Raw genomic sequence first — 18,611 nt, forward strand, 5'->3', positions numbered from 1 at the left:
ACGCACTCCGGAGCGGTCTTTGAACAGGGGCTCTCGCCGTCCTGCAGTAATCACTCTACGTGCCGCAGGACGCCAATGCCACCACATCGAATAAGTACTTTCGCTTTAGTTTTTATGGGCAGCTTCGTGTCTCTTTTTCTGGGGCACAATCAGCACCGGGCGGCGCTGGTGATGGCTGAGCCAAGCGGCCACCGAGCCGTTCAGGGCCTCGGAAATTCTGTGACCCAAGCCGGGTTCGGGCGTTCCCACGATGATCATTGAGGCGTTGATATCCGAGGCCAGGCGGCCCAAGGCGCGGGCAGGATCGCCAGCCAGCAGCCGCAACGTCCAGTCTGCAGTCCCGCCGTCCATCGCTTCCCCAATCACTTTGCCGAGATCGCCACGGACGGCAGCGACGTCCTCGTCATCTTTTTCGGGATGCAGCGACATCCGGTGTGTCTCGCGCGAAGGGTCCCACTCCACCAGATAGCTGGCCTCGTCCACATAGGCGCACACGAGCGGCACGCCGAGTTGTTCGGCGAGGGTCCGGGCGGTTTGCAGGACCTCCACATGCTGGTCCGGCAGCACGCCGACAACCAAGGGAATCCGTCCGCTGAAATCTTCCGCAGCCATACCCTTATTGTTGCGCTGCGGCGTGTGGTTGAACAGGTTGTCGGGCACCCAACTAACCGGCGTTAGTGGCTCCCACAGCAGTGGGAAGGACCACTGATGCGAGCTACTTGGGCCCAGCCGGACCCTTGTAGACGTTCCTGACCGGGCCTACGGTTAATCCAGGCCCACGGCTCATCCGAAGGAAGGCGTTCCGCGATGGAAATCTACATGTGGTGGCTCGATCTGCACTTAGACAGCAAGGAATGGCTGCGCGAAAACCTGCGCGCCGAAGAACTGCCGCTGCAGGTGCTGCAGCATATTGCCGAGGCCGGCGGGCCTCATCCGGACAAGGTCAGTGGTGTGTTGACCGTTGCGGACTGGGACTTCATCGAGACGCAGTCGGAGTTTGTGGACTAAAGGGGCGTATCAGCCGGCCGGTTTCCAGACGAAGGCCGGCCGCAGGGGTGAGGCATTCCTGGATCCCCGTTATGCGCAGCTGGCGGTTGGTCGAGCGGCCGTGACGATGACTTGGGCAGCAGTGTCCGGGCCAAGTGAGGGACTCTCGTGAGCATGGGCCACCACCCGCGCTGGCCGCTGCTTGGCCCGCATCCGGAGAAGCGCCACGGCTGAGATCAGAAACCACGCGACATTCGTCACCACGGAGGGCCAGGCTCCGTGGAGTGTGCCATTGACGATGAAGGCGCACGAACCAAAGAGATTTACGGTCTGGAAGGTGCTGCCCGCCTGCAACCAACCCATGGACACTGCCATGTAGCCGCCGAGCATTGCCACTGCGCCGGCCCAACCGGCGATTTCGAACAGCAGTTCCATGGGAGTCCTTTCAAGATTTGGGCACCCGGATGAAGCCGGAGGGCGGCGTTAAGTCCGGAATGGGGCTTGATTCGATAGTCGGAGTTTCGCGACTGAATCGTGCTTTTGAGTCAATATTGGGGGAGTAAGTCGTTTAGTTCAATTGCAATATTCTGAAGCCGGTGTTTAGGAGTTCTTAACATGGAGATGGACCCGCGCCGGCTGCTGGTGCTTCTTGCGGTCGCACGCACTGGAGGCGTTCTTGCGGCAGCTGATGAATTGCGGATTACGGCCTCTGCAGTGTCGCAGCAGCTGAGCAAACTCGAGAACGAGGCAGGGCAGGCGCTACTCCTCCGTACCCCCAAAGGTTCAGTGCTCACACCTGCAGGCTTGGCTATGGCAGAGGCAGGGGAAGAGATAGAACGGGCACTTAACGTGGCCCGGGCCCGGATGCAAAGCGAGGTGAACATCGCAGGAGTCGTGCGAGTGGGCGGATTCACCAGTTTCATGCGCACCGTGGTGATCCCGCGTCTTCCCGAATGGCGAAGCCAATACCCCCAGTTGCAGATTCAGATCGTTGAGGACGGCTTTCCAGCTCTGATGCGGCTGCTGCGGCAGCGCCAGCTCGATGCTGTGGTGATCGAACAGGATTCGACGGCGGCAGAGCAGCGTCCGATGGCGGCCGGAATGGTCCAGGAGCCCCTGTTGGATGAGCCGTGGAAGCTCGTGGTGCCCGCAGGAACCTTGCTGGGCACGGACAACATCGACCTGAGCCGCTTGACCTTGCCATGGCTGGGAGTCGAGCCGTCAGCAGCCAACACCGCAGTGCTTGGGCGTCTTCGCCACTCGACGGGCGCCCGGATTGAGACTGTTCATCAGTACCACGACACACTCACCGCGCTCGCACTCGTCGCTGCTGGTGAGGGGGTTGCGATTGTGCCCACCCTGGCACTAACGGGCGTGGTCCATGACCAAGTGGACATCCTGGATGTTCCTGGCCTGGGGACCCGGCACATCGCCCTGCGACGGTTCGACCGGCGAAAGGCAGCGAGCCTGCCCGTGGACACGGTGGCACGCCTTCTCCGGGAGTCGGCGGCCGCGTTCGACACTCGATCAGGCTCCTGAGCTGTCCCGCCTTCGCAGGCGGGACAGCTCAGGTCAGGCGCGCGGGCCCTAAGAGGCAGGCGTCAGCTAGTTCAGCGCCGGAGTGTCAGCAGGGATCACGCCAGAGCTATAAAGGTCGCTGGCCAACTCCCGAAGTGCCCGCAGAGCTACTCGCTGGGTGAACGGACCATAGGACACGCGGGCCACACCAAGTTCTTGGAGCTCGGCTGCCGGAAGGGCTCCGGGTGCGCCGATCACGGAGAGCTTCCCGTGTCCGAGGCCTTCAACCAGTGGCTCAATGACCTCACGGGTCATGGCACCGGGCACGAAGACCAGCGAAGCACCGGCGTCAAGGAAGGCGCGTCCCCTGGCGATGGCGTCCTCGATGCTGTCGTTGATAGGGCGGTCCCCGCCCCGGGCGATAGCGTCAGTGCGTGCGTTCAGCTGGAACGCGACGCCTTCGTCCGCGGCGGCCGAAATGATCGACTGTACCCGGGCAACGGCTTCGTCGAAGGGCCGCAAGCGGTCCTCAACATTTGCCCCAACTACGCCGATCCCAATCGCCCGGCGGATGGTCTCGGCAGGGTTCTCGTAGCCATCGTCCAAATCGGCAGTGACCGGGAGATCCACGGCGTCGACAATTCGCTTGACCCCATCCAGCGCGACGTCCAACGGCATGGTTCCGTCGGCATAGCCAAAGGCCGCAGCAATGGAATGCCCTGCTGTGGCGATGGCCTTGGTTTCAGGAAGATCCGCAACAGTGCGGGCACTAACGGCGTCCCAAACATTAACCACACTCAGGATTTCCGGTGCCTCGTGCAGGGCTTTCAGCTGTTGCGCACGTGCGTTGGTGTTTGCTTCAGTCATCGTTGCTCTCCGTCATCGTTGTTCTCCGTCATCCACGGCTGGGAACTCTCACTTGCCACCCACAGCCTAGGCATAACGTCACACAACGCGATACCAAGGGCCTGCGGACACTGAACGCCCTACCCTTGACTCGTGACTTTCTCCAAGCTCCGCACCGCCGCCGCGACTTCCTTCGCCGCCGCTGGTCTCCTGATGCCCCTTGCCGCCTGCTCCACGCCGGCCGCCACCCAGCCAAGCTCCCCAGCACCTGAAACCACGGCTTCATCCAGTGCAGCCTCCGAAACCTGCGCTGGTGTGAACGTCATTGTTGATTCGGGCTCCCTGAAGCAGGACGCCGCCAACAAGTCAGTATGCGTGGACATCGAAGCCCCGACCACCGCTGCCAAGGTCCTTGAGCAGGCCAACGTGAAGACCGAGGGAACCACCCAGTACCCCACTGAACTGGTGTGCCGTGTGAACGGTGTGCCCGCCGCGGACTTCGACATCACCCACAAGGGCGGCACCTACCGCGAAGAATGCGGCAAGATGCCCGCAGCGTTCGCCTACTGGTCCATTTGGGTCAAGCCGGCCTCCGGGGACTGGGCCTACGCCCAGGAAGGCCTCGCAACGCAGCAGGTGAAGCCGGGAGAGAGCCTTGAACTGCTCTTTACCGTCGACGGCGCCCCGGCCGCACCCACGGCATGACCTTTCGACCCGCGCCGTTACGCGCTGCCGCGGCGCTCGCCGTCGTTTTCGTCGCGGCGCGGGTCATCTACCGCATCCTCTTCAACGGAGCGGGCGCCGTTGGCCCGGTTCTTCTGGACTTGCCGTCAGTACGGCTGCCCGCCCCGTACGCCCACGTTGTCTTCCTCGGTCCGGTAACGGCGCCAGGCCTGTGGGAGGCCATCCTGTCCGCCTTGCCAATTGCAGGGATGATCCTCGCGTTCGGCCTCCTCAACGCGTGGGTGGACATTGCCCGCGGCTTCGTCCGTCTGGCCCGCGGCGGCCCTTTCCAAGGCATTGCCCGCACGCTCGTGGTGGCGTGGGCGGCACTCCCGGCGCTCGCTGACGCCGTAGGCTCCGTCCGATTGGCCTTCCGGTTGCGGGGCGAACGCCTCGGCGCCCGCGCCCTTGTTCCCATCCTTGAGCGAACCCTTGAGCATGCCGGAAGGGTTGCCGCGGCCTTGGAGTTGCGCGGCTTCGGGAGCCGGACAGTGCGCCGGCCCGGCAGCGCCGAGGCGCCGATTGAGGTCCTGGACGCGGAATTCCGCATCGGGGACACGCGGTTACGCGTCGACAATTTCGTCCCCGCCAGCGGCTCCATCACGGTCATCACCGGGCCGACTGGTTCCGGTAAGTCCACCGTCCTGCGGGGTATCGCGGGTCTCCTCTCACACGTCGACGGCGGAGAACTCACCGGCACGGTCCGCGTGGCCGGAGTGGACCGCGCTACAACCCCGCCCCGCGATACTGCCGCCATGGTTGGCGTCGTTCTCCAGAACCCCCGCGCAGCCTTCGCCAGCACCCGCGTCCGCGACGAGATCTCCCTCGCCTTGGAACTGCGCGGTATGCCGGCCGGGATAGGCAAAGCCCACACGATGGAGATCGCAGAGCGTATTGGGGTATCGGGCCTCTTGGACCGCAACCTGAGCACCCTCTCTGCGGGCGAAGCGACCCTCGTGGCCATCGCCGCAGCTGTAGTGCAACAGCCGGAGGTGCTCTTGGTGGACGAGCCGCTTGCCGATTTGGACAGCACCGCCCGGGCGCGCGTCATCGCAGTCCTCGACCACCTGGCCCATGAATCCGGCGTCTGCGTCATTGTGGCCGAGCATCGGGCGGAGCCCCTGATACCCCTTGCGGACTCGTGGTGGGCAATCGACGACGACGGCCTGGTACCGGGCGCTGCGCCCGCACCTTTGCGCTCCGATGACGTCTGTTCGGACTTGTTCGCTGCCGGGTCCCGCTGCTGCACTGACGTTGGCCTTGGCTCTGCTGACGTTGGCTCGGGTTCCTGTGAAGCCCCCGCAGAACAGCCACCGCAGCATGAGCCTGTGCTCACGGCGACGCAGCTCGCCGTATACCGCGATGGCAAGCCCTTGGTCCGCGACGTCTCACTGACTCTGCACTCCGGCGAAGTGGTTGCCTTGGTGGGGCCGAACGGTGCCGGGAAGTCGTCGCTCCTGGTGGCGCTCGCGCTCGGTGAAGGAACAAGCGGCACGGTGGACGGTGGTCGCGTTGCCTTGGTCCCGGACGCCTCCGACGACCTTTTTACGCGGGATACCGTGGCCGGGGAGCTCCGTGCGGCGGATCGACGTCATGCCCGTGCCCGTGCCCGGCGCCAAACCGACGCGCAGGGCTTAGGCAGCATCGGTCCAATGCCGCATTCTGCCGAGTCACGCTTGGTCCGTTTGCGGGGAAGCGTTTCGATTCCGACTGGAAACGAGCATCCGCGGGACCTGTCGGCCGGCGAACGACGAATCCTCGCCATCGCGCTGCAAACCATGGCGGACCCACAAGTCCTGTTGATCGATGAGCCCACCCGGGGGCTCGATCCTGAAGCGCGCGCAGCCGTATCCATGACGCTGCGCAGGGCGGCTGATGACGGCGCCGCGGTCCTGATCGCCACCCACGACCTCGATTTCGCCCGTGGCCTCGGCGCCAGGATTGTGCAGATGAAGGATGGCGTGGCCCCAGCCCTGGTTGTGGGGCCTGCTCTGCGTGTTGATTCCGAGGTTTGGGGCGCAAATCAGGCCCCGCAAGTTGCGACTCCCCTGGTTGTGGGGCCTGCTCTGCGTGTTGATTCCGAGGTTTGGGGCGCAAATCAGGCCCCGCAAGTTGCGACTCCCCTGGTTGTGGGGCCTGCTCTGCAGGGTATAGACGGAGTTAAGGGCGTAAAGCGGGCCCCGCAAGTTGCGACTCCCCTGGTTGTGGGGTCTGCTCTGCGTGTTAATTCCAAGAGTTAGGGCGTAAAGCGGGCCCTGCAACGCAGGCTGCCCCGGGTCCTTGAGCTTCCCATCCTCGCGGCCGCCAATCTGCTGGCCCTCGGCGCGTTCTGCTGGCCATTGCTCGCGGCCGCCCTGCCTCAGGATGCCGCCGCAGCGGTCCCGTACGCGGCGCTGGCCATCGCACCACTTGCCGTCGTCGCCGTCGTGGTTTCCATGGACGGTTCGGTCCGCTCAGCGCACACAGTAGCCTTGCTCGGCGTCCTGGCCGCAGTGGGTTCAGCGGTACGGGTGGCGAGTACCGGCGTCGGGGGCGTGGAAGCGGTCTTCATCCTGCTGATCTTGGCCGGAAGGGCCTTCGGTCCTCGCTTCGGCATGCTCCTGGGGGCTCTGACGATCGCTGTCTCAAGCGTCCTGTGGAGCGGTATTGGCCCGTGGTCGCCGTTCCAGATTTTCGCGTGCGCCTGGGTGGGCGCGGGTGCAGGGCTGCTTCCACGCCGGGTCCGGGGGCGGGCCGAGCTGTGGATGCTGTGCGGCTATGGCGTGGCGGCATCCTACGTGTTCGGCCTGCTGACGAATCTCTGGTTCTGGCCCTTCGCGGTGGGTGCCGGAACCGGGATCTCCTACGTACCGGGCGCCCCGCTGGCCACTAACCTCAGCAGCTTCCTGCTGTACTCGCTGGTGACCTCGACGGCGGGCTGGGACACGTTGCGAGCCATCACCACCATCATCGGGATAGCGGTAGTGGGACGGTCAATCCTTGCCGCCTTCAGGCGGGCGAAGCCCCTCTCCATTTCGGGCGGCGATTCGGGCACAAGTCCGGGCGCAAAGACCGCCCGGACCACAGACACCCCAGCCAAGGGCCAGCGCCAGCTGACACCCTGACGTGCCGGATCACACCTTGAAGTACTTGGCCTCCGGGTGGTGGAACACGAAGGCGTCCGTGGACTGCTCCGGGTGCAGCATCAGTTCATCGCTGAGGATCACGCCCATCCGTTCTGGATTCAGCAACTCCGTGACCTTGCGGCGGTCCTCCATGTCCGGGCAGGCCGGATAGCCCAGCGAGAAGCGCGCACCGCGGTAGTCGAGCTTGAAGTAACCGGCCTTGTCCTTCGGCTCTTCGGCTGCGAAACCCAGCTCGGAACGGATCCGCGCGTGCCAGAATTCAGCCAGTGCCTCGGTGAGCTGCATGACCAGGCCATTGAGCTCGTAATAGTCACGGTAGTGGTTTCCTGCGAACAGCTTGGACGTCACTTCTTCGATCTTCGAGCCCGCGGTGACCAGCTGGATCGGCAGGACGTCGATCTGGCCCGATTCCCGCGAGCGTACGAAGTCGGCGAGGCACAAGTGCCGGTCCCGGCGCTGGCGTGGGAAGTCGAAACGCAGCCGCTCGGTGCCGATTGGACCGCCTGAGCCACCATCGGGGGCGAGCAGCCCGGGAGTGCCGAGGACGCCGTCGAGGTCCTCGCCATGGTGCAACACCACCACCTGTTCGCCCTCGGAGACCACCGGGAAATAGCCGTAGGCGACGGACGCATCGAGCATTCCCTCGGCGAGGATCCGGTCCAGCCAGTACCGCAGACGCGGCCGGCCTTCGAGTTCTACCAGTTCGTCGTAGGAGGCGCCGTCGTCGCCCCGCCCGGGCTTGAGCCCCCACTGGCCCATGAAGGTGGCGCGCTCGTCGAGCAGGGCAGCGTAATCGTGCAATGCGACGCCGCGAACAATGCGTGTACCCCAGAACGGTGGTGCCGGCACGGGGTTTTCGGCGGTGACGTCGGACCGGCCGGGCATTGCCTCCGGTTCGGTCACCGTGAACTTCGGGCCACTCTTGTGGATCCGCTTCTTCAATGGCGGGAGGCCCACCGCATCAGGGTCAGCGCCGCGGGCCACCTGCACCAACGGTTCCATGAGTGCCAGGCCCTCAAACGCGTCCTTGGCGTACCTGACGGTCCCCTCGAACTGCTCGGCCAGGTCCTGCTCCACATAGGCACGGGTCAGGGCTGCGCCGCCAAGGATGATGGGCCACTTTTTCGCCAGGCCCCGGGATTGGAGCTCGGCAAGGTTTTCCTTCATCACTACTGTGGACTTCACCAGAAGGCCGGACATGCCTATCACGTCGGCGTCGTGCTCCTCCGCGGCGGCCATGATCTCGGCGATTCCCTGTTTGATGCCGATGTTGACCACTTTGTAGCCGTTGTTGGTGAGGATGATGTCCACCAGGTTCTTGCCAATGTCGTGCACGTCCCCGCGCACGGTGGCGATGACCATGGTTCCCTTGCCGGAGGAGTCCGACTTTTCCATGTGCGGCTCGAGCAGGGCGACGGCGTTCTTCATCACCTCAGCGGATTGCAGCACGAACGGAAGCTGCATCTCACCGGCACCGAAACGCTCACCCACAACCTTCATGCCCTCCAGCAGTTGGTCGTTGATGATGCCGAGCGGCGTCATGCCTTCGCTGCGTGCGAGGTCGAGGTCCTCTTCGAGGCCCTTGCCTTCGCCGTCGATGATGCGCCGCTGCAAGCGTTCGCCGGTGGGCAGCGCCGCGAGTTCCGCGGCGCGCTGGTCCTTGAGCGCTGCAGTGTCGACGCCGGCAAAGAGGTCAAGCATGATGGCCAAGGGGTCATAAGTGACGTTGCCGTCGGCGTCGTACTCGCGGCGGTCCCAGACGAGGTCAAGAGCCACTTTGCGCTGCTCATCCGGCAGCGACGCGAGCGGCACGATCTTCGCGGCGTCGATGATGCCGCTGGACAGGCCCGCCTGAACGGCCTCGTGCAGGAACACGGAGTTCAGCACCATGCGCGCGGCGGGGTTCAGGCCGAAGGACACGTTCGAGACGCCAAGGGTGGTCTGGATACCGGGGTACTTGGTGGTGATCCGGCGGATGGCCTCAATGGTTTCGATGCCGTCCCTGCGGGTTTCTTCCTGCCCGGTGGCGATGGGGAACGTCAGGGCATCCACAATGATGTCTTCGACGCGCATCCCCCATTCACCCACCAGCGAATCCACGAGGCGGGAAGCGATGGCCACCTTGCCTTCGGTGGTGCGGGCTTGGCCCTGTTCGTCGATGGTCAGGGCAATCACGGCCGTCCCGTGTTCCTTCACCAGCGGCATAATGCGCGCAAAACGACTGTCCGGGCCGTCGCCGTCCTCATAGTTGACGGAGTTGACCACCGGGCGGCCGCCGATGTGTTCCAGTCCGGCCTGCAGCACCGGGGGCTCTGTGGAGTCGATGACCAGGGGGAGGGTGGAGGCCGACGCGAAACGCGAGACGATCTCCTTGATGTCTGCGACGCCGTCGCGCCCCACATAGTCGATGCACACGTCCAGCAGATGCGCGCCGACCCGGACCTGCTCGCGGGCGATATCGACGCAGTCGTCCCAGCGCTCTTCCAGCATCGCTTGGCGGAACGCCTTCGAACCGTTGGCGTTGGTGCGCTCACCAATGGCGAGATACGCCGACTCCTGGTCGAACGGCACGTGGTGATAGAGGGACGCGACGCCGGCTTCGCGCTCGGTGGGTACGCGTGCACCGGTGCTCTTCGCGCCGCCGGTAACAGTCCCGCCGTCGGGCGCGTTGCCATTTGTGCGGAAGGGCTCAAGACGTTCGACGACGGCGGCCATGTGTTCCGGCGTCGTACCGCAACAACCGCCCACCAGGCCCAAGCCGAACTCCCGCACGAACTGCTCATGCGCGGTGGCGAGTTCCGTGGGGGACAGCGGATAGTGCGCGCCGTTCGCACCGAGGATCGGCAGGCCGGCGTTGGGCATGCAGGCGATCGCCACGGAAGACTGCTTGGACAGATGACGCAAGTGCTCGCTCATCTCGTCCGGACCGGTGGCGCAGTTCAGGCCGATCGCGTCGACGCCGAGGGGCTCCAAGGCGGTAAGTGCAGCGCCGATCTCGGAACCCATCAGCATGGTTCCGGTGGTTTCCACCGTTACTTCCACGAAGATGGGGAGGCGGACGCCGCGGGAGACAATCGCCTGCTTGCAGCCGTTGACGGCGGCCTTTGTCTGCAGGAGGTCCTGGCTTGTCTCAATGAGGAAGGCATCAGCGCCGCCATTAATGAGGCCCTCGGCCTGCAAAGCGAAGGTCTGCTTGAGGTAGTCGTAGCTGGTGTGGCCGAGGCTGGGAAGCTTGGTGCCGGGACCCATGGATCCCAGGACCCAGCGCATCCTGCCGTCCTCTGCCTCAGCCGCCTCCGCACGTTCGCGCGCGATCGCCGCACCCTTTCGAGCGAGCTCCTCAATACGGTCATCGATGCCGTAGTCGGACAGGTTGGACCAGTTGGCGCCGAAGGTGTTGGTTTCCACGGCGTCAATTCCCACAGCGAAATAGGCATCATGGATGTCCCCGATGACATCCGGACGGGTGTCGTTGAGGATCTCGTTGCAGCCTTCAAGTCCCTGGAAGTCGGCCTCGAGGGACAACTCCCGGTCCTGGAGCATGGTGCCCATCGCGCCATCGGCAATGACCACCCGGCGGTTCACCGCATCCAGGAGCGATTGGGAGCGGGCAGGACGGGTGACAGCATCAATATCGAGTGCAAAACGGGCCATAAGAACAGGTTACGGGTGAGGCCCGACACAATGCGTCGTATGTCCATGTACTACGGCCCTGGTGAACTAAGGCAGAGAAATTTCCACTGGGTCTGCGCCCACAACCCTGTTACGTCCCTGGGCCTTGGCGCTATATAGCGCGGCGTCTGCCACATTGATCATGAAGTCCAGGTCCGGGGCCCCGGTACCAGTGGACGTGACTCCATAGCTGACCGTGGGAAAGGGCAAGCCATCCGGATCTGCCATGGCGGCCAGGCGGCGGCTGATCTCTGAAGCGATGGCTTCGGCTCGCTGTTGCGTCGCCCCCGGCAGGAGCAGGATGAATTCCTCTCCGCCGTACCGTCCAACAAGGTCGGTTGATCTAACCGAAGCGGTACAGGCTGCGGCGAAGGCGCACAAGGCAGCGTCCCCGGCCGCATGTCCGTGTTCATCGTTGACGGCTTTGAAATAGTCGAGGTCTGCCAGGATCAAGGCTGCGCCCCGACGGGAAGGTGGACTTGCCAGTTCCTTTGCAGCCAGTCCCAGGAAGGCGCCCCTGTTAAGCAGCCCCGTCAGATGATCCCTTTCGGCGCGTTCCCTGAGTTTCTTGATCAGGTGGTTATTGCTGAGCGCATTCATGGTGAAGGACAGCGACACCAGGAGGATCAGGTGAATAAGGGCCGCCGGCGCATAACCGAAGAATGTTCGGAATGAATTCCCGTCCGGCCCCTCCAGCACAAACGTGATTGCGCGGCCCAAGTAGTACAGGGAGGTAACTGCGGCGGTGAGGGCCAGGAACTTCGTCACCCGGGACTGGGCGGTCTTCGCGAACCATAATTCCGCTGAGGCCATGCCAAGGCCTGCCGCCGTCAGGCTCAGGTAGACCAATCCACCGGACCATACGCTGGATCCCTCATCGTCCAGTGCGGCCGCAAGGCAGGTAATCAATGGCCCGGGCGCCAACTGCCAAGGGCTGATTCTTTTGTCGCGAAGAGTGCGTGCTCCAGCCCAGACGCCGAATACTCCGGCGACCACCAGTGCTTTGCCTAGAGGGTTGGCCCACGGAAGGAACGGCGTTCCGTTCAGCAGGAAGGCAGAATTGCCGGCAAAGAAGAGGCACAGGGCTACCCGCCACCAGTCGGCGCATGGCGACCGGTGGCGTCGGGAGGACACGCAAGAGAGAACTATCAGGGTCAGTGTGACCACCCCGAGGACCATCCTCACGGAGAACGGGTCCAGGATTATTGCTCCTTCTTGCAATGAGGCTGCAATCACGGCTCGGTCCCCTACCGGCCGACCACCACGACATGCCTTTTGAGTAGCCTCATTGTTCTTTGACCTCGTAAAACATGTAATCCCCCAATAGTTGTTGCGGCCGCATGACCGCAAAGCCACAGTCAAGCACGTTTTCTCCATTCAGTGGACAACTGTCTCCACATCACACGAAAAAGTTTTTTGGATTTTCGCGTCACAATCTGGAGTTTGGTGACACTGTAACCGTAAGGATGTTGTTTGCCTTGGAGTCCGTTCACGCCGACGCGTCCGACTCGACTGCCAGCACCCGGGAACCGGTATGTCCACATAGGCCGAAAAAACCGTTGCCACCCACCCGCCCTGATGGTTCGATATGGATCATGGCTACCGCAGAGAGTTACGTCATCGCGATCGGGACCAAGAAAGGCCTGTGGCTCGCAAACAGCCCGGACCGCAAAGAATGGTCCCTCTCCGGCCCGCACTTCCTGATGAGTGAGATACCGAGCATCGGGATAGACACGCGGGTCGGCAAAACACGAATCATGGTGGGCGTGCGATCCGAGCACTGGGGTCCCACTGTGGCCCACTCCGACGACCTTGGCGCCACATGGACCGAGCCCGAGCAAGGCGCCATCAAATTCCCGGACGGCACTGACGCTGCCTTGGAGCGCATCTGGCAGATATACCCCGACGCCCACTCCCGGCCGGGGGTTGTATGGGCCGGTTGCGAGCCGATTTCGGTATGGAAATCAACCGACGGCGGCGAGCACTTTGAGCTGAACCGCGGACTCTGGGACCACCCCCACCGCAGCGAATGGGGCGCCGGGTACGGCGGTGCGGCGGCACACTCGATTGTGGTTGATCCGTCCGGAGAGAGGGTCCACATCGCCATGAGCACGGGCGGTGTTTACAGGTCGCTCGACGGCGGTGCCTCCTGGGAGCCCCGCAACAAGGGAATTTCGGCCTACTTCATGCCCGATCCCAATCCCGAGTTCGGCCAGTGCGTTCACAAGATCGCGGCGGATGCCGCCGTCGAGAATCGTTTGTACGCGCAGAACCATCACGGCGTGTACCGCACAGACGATGGCGGCGAGAACTGGGACTCCATCGCGGACGGGCTGCCGGCGGACTTCGGTTTCGTGATGCTGACTCATCCTCGCCGGGAGGGCACGGCATGGGTGATCCCGTTGAAGGCGGACGGCGAACGCATCCCGCCGGACAGCAAGCTCAGCGTCCACCGCACAGACGATGCCGGCGGAACGTGGAAGGAACTGCACACAGGTCTCCCGGACCACGAATATAACGCCGTGCTCCGTGACGCCGCGTCCGTGGACACTGCCGAACCGACCGGCGTGTACTTCGGAACCCGCGGGGGCGCCGTTTACGCCAGCACTGACGAGGGCGAGACATTTACTGAAGTGGCATCGCACTTGCCGGACGTGCTCTGCGTGCGTGCCGCCGTCGTGGTTGGTGTCCCGGCCGTAAGCGAAGCAGCAGCCAGCGCCCCGGTACTTGGTTAGACCGGTCGTGGCTGACTTTACGGTCCTGTTGCCTGGCGTCCTCCAGCCGCTCGTCGGCGGACAGTCCTATCTGACTGCATCCGCCGACGGCGCCGTGACCGTGGGACAGTTGCTGGACTCGGTGACCGGAGATTATCCGGTGCTGGCCAGGCGCTTGCGTGATGAAACCGGGGCGCTGCGCCGCTACGTGAATATTTACGTGAACGGTGATGAGATCCGGCGTGTGAAAGGTCTTGATACTGAGGTTGCGGCCGGCCAGGAGGTTTTGATCATCCAATCCGTGGCCGGCGGCTGAGGGGGCGGGGTCAAGCCGGATCAGGCGACGCGCCAAACACTGCATTCGTCGGTATTGATGGCTCTCCGCATACCGGAGGCGTGGTCCATGATCCACACGACTCCGATTCCCGGCGCCGTTTCCTGGACGCGTCCGCGGCGGATCACTACGTCATCGTAAGCGGGCCCGACGGAGAGACGGGCTTCGATCTCGTCCCCGCGGTGGAGCTGGCTGATAGCGCGTATACGTGTTGTGTGAGTGTTGGCTTCCTTCAGCATGGTGTCCTCCTGGCTGGAGCTGGTGCCTGCACTTGCCGGCTATTCCAGTGTGGCGCGGCAATGTTGCCACGGCATTTCGGCCTGGTTAGGGTCCCGTTAGCATTCCGGGATGGTTCGGTTTCCACTTTGTTGGCGACTTTGCCAGCCACGCCTGCCGGGCTCGCCGCCTACCCGGCTGTAGCCTGATCTCGGTTCTTGAGACTCACAGGAACCGCAGGCTCCGTCCCCGGGGAGATCAAATGGGTGCGCTTCGGCAATCAATCGCGTTGGCTACAGGCTTGGTGGTGTTTGCTACCGGCCTGTTTTTTGTACAAACCCCTGCGACGGCGGTGCCGTTGCCCGGGCCGGACAACCCAAATGTCCAGTTCGTCGAAGGTACACCGCACTCGGAGCATACGTTCGAGCATCCGCCCGAGCTCGCCACGCCGTTCAACACCTCTCCCGATGCCGGCCCGGCAGCTGTGGGGCCCAACGGCGATATCCGGGTACGGCTGGTCACGGCCAAGCTGGCGGACAACACCAATACGGTGTCCATGGCCGGCGCGGAACAGGCTGTTGCCGCGTCCAGCAACTACTGGAAGGCGATGACGGCCAACAAACTGTCCATGACAGTGAACACCAAGGTTGCCGGTCACCAGTCCAAAGCGAAGTCCACGGATAGCTACAGCACCATCATGTCCACCATCACCAGCGAGCTGAAGTGGACGGCAAGCCCGTATACGGCACTGGTAATTTTCATTCCTACGTCCACTCTGTCAGGCAACGCCCTCGGAGCCGGATACAGCAGCGGTAGCTACAGTGGCCGCGTCCTCCTGCCGCAGATCAGCGGGTTCACAAACAACGTAATGAGCCACGAGTTCGGGCACGTCATTGGCCTCATGCACGCGGACGCGTTGCAGTGTGGCAGTGGAGCATCGGACGTCGGAGTTGATGGCAACGGACGGTTCACGGATCCTTCCTGCTACATCCGGGAGTACGGCGACACCACGGACATCATGGGGGCAGCCCAATTCGCATCGCCCGTGATCAGCAGCTCGCTGTGGGATTTTGCGGGACTGGGCCGTGGGGATGAAATCCGCAATGTTGGCGTTGCTACGGGCGCCAAGACCTACACGCTCAAACCCTGGGGCGGAACCGAAGCGCAGCGTGCCATCAAGTTCACGGATCCCATCAGCAAAGAGGTCTACTACCTGGAGCTGCGGCAGGCGGCCGGCTATGACAGCTACCTCGATGACTCCGGCCGGCCAGCCGGAAACAGGGGCGTCAAGATTGTCCAGCGCGGCGGAGCCACCATTGCTTCGTCCCTGATCCTCATGCCTTCCACCGTTCCCTTCGAGGAGGACTGGTACGCCAGCAAGCACGCATGGCAGGCCGGCAGCACCTTCAGCACCTATACCGGCACCCAGGTGACCATCAATTCGGTGTCCACTACGTCGGCTTCGGTCACTATCTTTGCCGATCCCAAGCTCACGGCGAAGATTCGCTTCTCGACGGGCGACTTCGACGGCGACAGGCTCGCCGATGTCCTCTCCCGCGAGGCTGACGGCTCCCTGATGCTCTACGCCGGCCTGCCCGACAACAGGCTTAACAACCCCCGCAAGATCGGCTCTGGGTGGAACATCTTCGACGCCATCACCGGCATCGCGGACTTCAACGGCGATGGCCGAGGCGACATCCTGGCGCGCACCAGCGACGGTGTCCTCTGGCTGTATCCGGGTGACGGAAGCGGCGGTTTCCTCGCCAAACGGCAGGTCGGGTCCGGTTGGCAGGGCTTCTCGAACCTCATTGGCGTGGGGGATTTCGACGGCGATGCCCGGCCCGATGTCATGGCCACCAAACCGGATGGCAGCTTGTGGCTCTACCCCAGCGACGGTCAAGGGGGCTTCCGCGCATGGTCGCAGATCGGCTCGGGCTGGAACGGCTTCACCAGCATCACCTCTGACGGTTCCTTCGGCGGCGCCGGAGCCGGGCTGCTCGCACGGGCCAGCGACGGCACGCTCTACGTATACCCCGGCAATGGTTGGGGTGGTTTCGCGCCGCGCGTCGCCGTCGGAAGTGGTTGGAATGCCGTGGGCGACATCGTGGGCGGTCAAGACTTCACGGGTGACAAGCGGTCCGACGTCCTGACGATGACGTCGGCGGGAACCATGCGCCTCTACCCGGGCAGCGGCTCCGGTTTTGCCGAACGCCTGGCCATTGGGGCCGGCTGGAACCAGTTCAGCCAGGTGTGGGAGGCGGGAGACTTCGACGGCGATGCTGTCGCCGATATTCTGGCGCGCGGCACCGACGGCGTCCTGTGGCTTTACCCCGGCAATGGTTCCGGCGCTTTCCTGCCGCGAGTCCAGATAGGGTCGGGCTGGGGTGCGTTTAATTCGGTCCTCACTGCAGGCGATTTCGACGGCGATGGTCACCCGGACCTCGTGGCGCGGGCTTCTGACGGGGCGTTGTGGCTGTATCCGACGGATGGTCGCGGCCAGTTCCTGGCGCGCAAGCAGATCGGCACGGGTTGGCGAGGGTTCACGCAGATGCTCGCACCGGGTGATTTCTCCGGCGACGGTAAAGCGGATCTCGTAGCGCGGGCTGCCGATGGAAGCTTGTGGCTCTACCCAGGCAACGGCGCTGGCGGTTTCCAGCCGTGGCGCCAGATCGGCACCGGCTGGAACATCTTCAATTCCGTGATGCAGGGCGGTGATTTCAACGGCGATGGCCGGGAAGACATCATGGCGCGCGAAACCGATGGCTCGCTTTGGCTCTACCCGGGCAACGGGAGCGGAGGCTTCCTGGCCCGGGCGGCTTTGGGGGCTGGATGGAACATGTTTACTTCCTTCGCCGCCCTCGGAAATGGCTTTTCTGGAACAGGCAATCCTTCCGTGGTTGGCGTGACCGGCGACGGGACCCTATTCCTTTACGCCGGCACCGGCCGGGGGGCGTTCCAAGCGGTGGTGCTGGACCCGAGGTAGGTGCTTTGGCTGTGCCAGCGACGCCCCTTCCCGGTTACCTTGGACGGGCAGGTAATCGGGAAGGAGCGCTGGAGTCAGGAGTGCTGGGCTTGCTTGTGCAGGCCGAGTTCCGTGGTGGGGGTTTTGACTGATTCACGGGCGGTCATGGCAGAGACAGCAGCGATCACACAGATCACCGCGGTGAAGATGGAGATCTGGACCCATCCGCCGGGCTTGGTGCCACCCAGTGCTGTGACGATGGCCGGAGCGAAGCCTGCCATGAGGAAGCCCAACTGGGTGCCGATAGCCAAGCCGGAGAAGCGGACCTTCGTGCTGAACATTTCGCCGTAGAACGACGGCCACACGGCATTGGCGGCGGCGTATCCGAAGGAGAAGAACACCACGGAGACCAGGAACATCAACGGCACGTTGCCGCCTTCGAGGGTCAGTAGGAACACCGGCGTCATGATGGCGCTTGCGATGGCCCCGTAGATGAAGACGGGCTTTCGGCCGATCTTGTCCGCGAGCATGCCGAACAGGGGTTGGGTTCCGAGTGCCACGCCGTTGGCCACAACCACCAGCCACAGTGTGATGGTGCTGTTGACGCCTGCAACGTCCTGGGCGTACTTGATGGCCAACGTTCCAAAGACCGTACTCACTGCGGCGATGAAGGCACAGCAGACCACGCGGAGAACGTCGCGCCAGTGCAGCCGCAGAAGGTCGGCAACGGGAAGCTTGGAGATTTCATTGTTCTTCTTGGCTTCCGCGAATGCCGGCGGCTCGTGGAGGGTGCGGCGGATGAAGAAGGCCACCAGGACTACCACTGCGCTGAGCCAGAACGGGATACGCCAGCCGATGCTGTATTTGATGTCGTCAGGAAGTGCCACGACGGGAATGAAGACGAGTGCTGCGAGGATCTGGCCACCTTGGGTGCCGGTAAGGGTCCACGAGGTGAAGAAGGAACGGCGGTTGTCCGGGGCGTGCTCCAGTGTCATGGAGGAAGCCCCGGCTTGCTCACCGGCGGCAGAAAGTCCCTGGCAAAGGCGGGCGACTACCAGCAGGATGGGAGCCCACCAGCCGATGGTCTTGAAGTCCGGGAGGCAGCCGATGACAAAGGTTGCTGCACCCATAAGGACCAGCGTGAACATGAGGACCTTTTGCCGGCCGATCCTGTCGCCGTAGTGACCAAGGATCACGGCGCCCACGGGCCGGGCAACGTAAGCGAAGCCGAACGTGGCGAAGGACATGATGGCTGCGTTGGCATCGGCGGAGGGGAAGAAGACGTGTGGGAAAATCAGGGCCGCGGCGGAGCCGAAGATGAAGAAGTCGTAGTACTCGACGGCGCTGCCCAGGAAGCTGGCAAGCGCGGCCTTCTTAGGGGTTCCGACGGTGGTTTCAGTGCCTGGCGTCGCTGACGGCATTGTTTGGCTCATGGGGGTTCCTTCTGTGACGACGATGTCGCGGATCTGGCTTCTGTGGGGAGACCAGAGCGAGGTGCGGCCGGATCATCCCGA

Annotated in this window: 13 protein-coding genes and 1 pseudogene; 7 read left to right on the forward strand and 7 right to left on the reverse strand. The window is 63.6% G+C overall.

Features of this window, described 5'->3' with window-relative positions; genetic code table 11:
• Nucleotides 1-105 precede the first annotated feature (105 nt).
• Nucleotides 106-612: a universal stress protein gene (locus tag AC0J5Z_RS02705; protein WP_475037290.1), complete on the reverse strand. Its 507-nt coding sequence runs from the start codon at nucleotides 610-612 to the stop codon at nucleotides 106-108.
• A gap of 195 nt (nucleotides 613-807) precedes the next feature.
• Here AC0J5Z_RS02705 and AC0J5Z_RS02710 point away from each other — a divergent pair, with 195 nt between their 5' ends.
• On the forward strand, nucleotides 808-1,008 hold the full coding sequence (locus AC0J5Z_RS02710; protein ID WP_011776649.1) for a hypothetical protein: 201 nt from the start codon (nucleotides 808-810) through the stop codon (nucleotides 1,006-1,008).
• Nucleotides 1,009-1,077: 69 nt separating this feature from the next.
• Here the strand turns inward: AC0J5Z_RS02710 and AC0J5Z_RS02715 are convergent, their stop codons facing one another.
• Complete coding sequence (locus AC0J5Z_RS02715) at nucleotides 1,078-1,422, reverse strand: CBU_0592 family membrane protein (RefSeq protein ID WP_475037291.1); 345 nt, start codon at nucleotides 1,420-1,422, stop codon at nucleotides 1,078-1,080.
• 180 nt (nucleotides 1,423-1,602) lie between these two features.
• On the opposite strand from AC0J5Z_RS02715, the gene AC0J5Z_RS02720 reads away from it, so the two are divergent.
• A complete protein-coding gene (locus AC0J5Z_RS02720; protein WP_475037292.1) occupies nucleotides 1,603-2,526 on the forward strand; it encodes a LysR family transcriptional regulator in 924 nt (307 codons plus the stop codon).
• 66 nt (nucleotides 2,527-2,592) lie between these two features.
• On the opposite strand, the gene AC0J5Z_RS02725 is transcribed toward AC0J5Z_RS02720, so the two are convergent.
• Entirely contained in the window at nucleotides 2,593-3,372 is a 780-nt protein-coding gene (locus AC0J5Z_RS02725; protein WP_475037293.1) for an isocitrate lyase/PEP mutase family protein, read from the reverse strand.
• A gap of 132 nt (nucleotides 3,373-3,504) precedes the next feature.
• Between AC0J5Z_RS02725 and AC0J5Z_RS02730 the strand changes: the two genes are divergently transcribed.
• On the forward strand, nucleotides 3,505-4,056 hold the full coding sequence (locus AC0J5Z_RS02730) for a hypothetical protein (RefSeq protein WP_475037294.1): 552 nt from the start codon (nucleotides 3,505-3,507) through the stop codon (nucleotides 4,054-4,056).
• Nucleotides 4,053-7,178 (forward strand): annotated as a pseudogene (locus AC0J5Z_RS02735) (ATP-binding cassette domain-containing protein). Before AC0J5Z_RS02730 ends, AC0J5Z_RS02735 begins: the two are co-directional and overlap by 4 nt.
• A 9-nt stretch (nucleotides 7,179-7,187) precedes the next feature.
• On the opposite strand, the gene metH reads toward AC0J5Z_RS02735, so the two are convergent.
• Nucleotides 7,188-10,853: a methionine synthase gene (metH, locus tag AC0J5Z_RS02740; RefSeq protein WP_475037295.1), complete on the reverse strand. Its 3,666-nt coding sequence runs from the start codon at nucleotides 10,851-10,853 to the stop codon at nucleotides 7,188-7,190.
• Nucleotides 10,854-10,919: 66 nt separating this feature from the next.
• Nucleotides 10,920-12,107: a GGDEF domain-containing protein gene (locus AC0J5Z_RS02745; protein ID WP_475037296.1), complete on the reverse strand. Its 1,188-nt coding sequence runs from the start codon at nucleotides 12,105-12,107 to the stop codon at nucleotides 10,920-10,922.
• A gap of 359 nt (nucleotides 12,108-12,466) precedes the next feature.
• On the opposite strand from AC0J5Z_RS02745, the gene AC0J5Z_RS02750 reads away from it, so the two are divergent.
• On the forward strand, nucleotides 12,467-13,606 hold the full coding sequence (locus AC0J5Z_RS02750) for a WD40/YVTN/BNR-like repeat-containing protein (protein ID WP_475037297.1): 1,140 nt from the start codon (nucleotides 12,467-12,469) through the stop codon (nucleotides 13,604-13,606).
• Between the two features lie 7 nt (nucleotides 13,607-13,613).
• The gene (locus AC0J5Z_RS02755; protein ID WP_017197341.1) at nucleotides 13,614-13,901 is read left to right on the forward strand and encodes a MoaD/ThiS family protein; all 288 of its coding nucleotides are present in this window, start codon (nucleotides 13,614-13,616) and stop codon (nucleotides 13,899-13,901) included.
• Nucleotides 13,902-13,921: 20 nt separating this feature from the next.
• Here the strand turns inward: AC0J5Z_RS02755 and AC0J5Z_RS02760 are convergent, their stop codons facing one another.
• Complete coding sequence (locus AC0J5Z_RS02760; protein ID WP_475037298.1) at nucleotides 13,922-14,158, reverse strand: hypothetical protein; 237 nt, start codon at nucleotides 14,156-14,158, stop codon at nucleotides 13,922-13,924.
• 239 nt (nucleotides 14,159-14,397) lie between these two features.
• On the opposite strand from AC0J5Z_RS02760, the gene AC0J5Z_RS02765 reads away from it, so the two are divergent.
• Nucleotides 14,398-17,118: an FG-GAP-like repeat-containing protein gene (locus tag AC0J5Z_RS02765; protein ID WP_475037299.1), complete on the forward strand. Its 2,721-nt coding sequence runs from the start codon at nucleotides 14,398-14,400 to the stop codon at nucleotides 17,116-17,118.
• 74 nt (nucleotides 17,119-17,192) lie between these two features.
• Here the strand turns inward: AC0J5Z_RS02765 and AC0J5Z_RS02770 are convergent, their stop codons facing one another.
• Nucleotides 17,193-18,530: an MFS transporter gene (locus AC0J5Z_RS02770; RefSeq protein WP_475037300.1), complete on the reverse strand. Its 1,338-nt coding sequence runs from the start codon at nucleotides 18,528-18,530 to the stop codon at nucleotides 17,193-17,195.
• Between the last annotated feature and the right edge of the window lie 81 nt (nucleotides 18,531-18,611).

The organism is Paenarthrobacter sp. TRD_SC_7, assembly GCF_056156245.1.

Coding starts and splice junctions, on each gene's coding strand:
- AC0J5Z_RS02710 (WP_011776649.1), top strand. CDS start 808: ATGGAAATCTACATGTGGTGGCTCGATCTGCACTTAGACAGCAAGGAA.
- AC0J5Z_RS02750 (WP_475037297.1), top strand. CDS start 12,467: ATGGCTACCGCAGAGAGTTACGTCATCGCGATCGGGACCAAGAAAGGC.
- metH (WP_475037295.1), bottom strand. CDS start 10,853: ATGGCCCGTTTTGCACTCGATATTGATGCTGTCACCCGTCCTGCCCGC.
- AC0J5Z_RS02760 (WP_475037298.1), bottom strand. CDS start 14,158: ATGCTGAAGGAAGCCAACACTCACACAACACGTATACGCGCTATCAGC.
- AC0J5Z_RS02705 (WP_475037290.1), bottom strand. CDS start 612: ATGGCTGCGGAAGATTTCAGCGGACGGATTCCCTTGGTTGTCGGCGTG.
- AC0J5Z_RS02715 (WP_475037291.1), bottom strand. CDS start 1,422: ATGGAACTGCTGTTCGAAATCGCCGGTTGGGCCGGCGCAGTGGCAATG.
- AC0J5Z_RS02725 (WP_475037293.1), bottom strand. CDS start 3,372: ATGACTGAAGCAAACACCAACGCACGTGCGCAACAGCTGAAAGCCCTG.
- AC0J5Z_RS02765 (WP_475037299.1), top strand. CDS start 14,398: ATGGGTGCGCTTCGGCAATCAATCGCGTTGGCTACAGGCTTGGTGGTG.
- AC0J5Z_RS02770 (WP_475037300.1), bottom strand. CDS start 18,530: ATGAGCCAAACAATGCCGTCAGCGACGCCAGGCACTGAAACCACCGTC.
- AC0J5Z_RS02720 (WP_475037292.1), top strand. CDS start 1,603: ATGGAGATGGACCCGCGCCGGCTGCTGGTGCTTCTTGCGGTCGCACGC.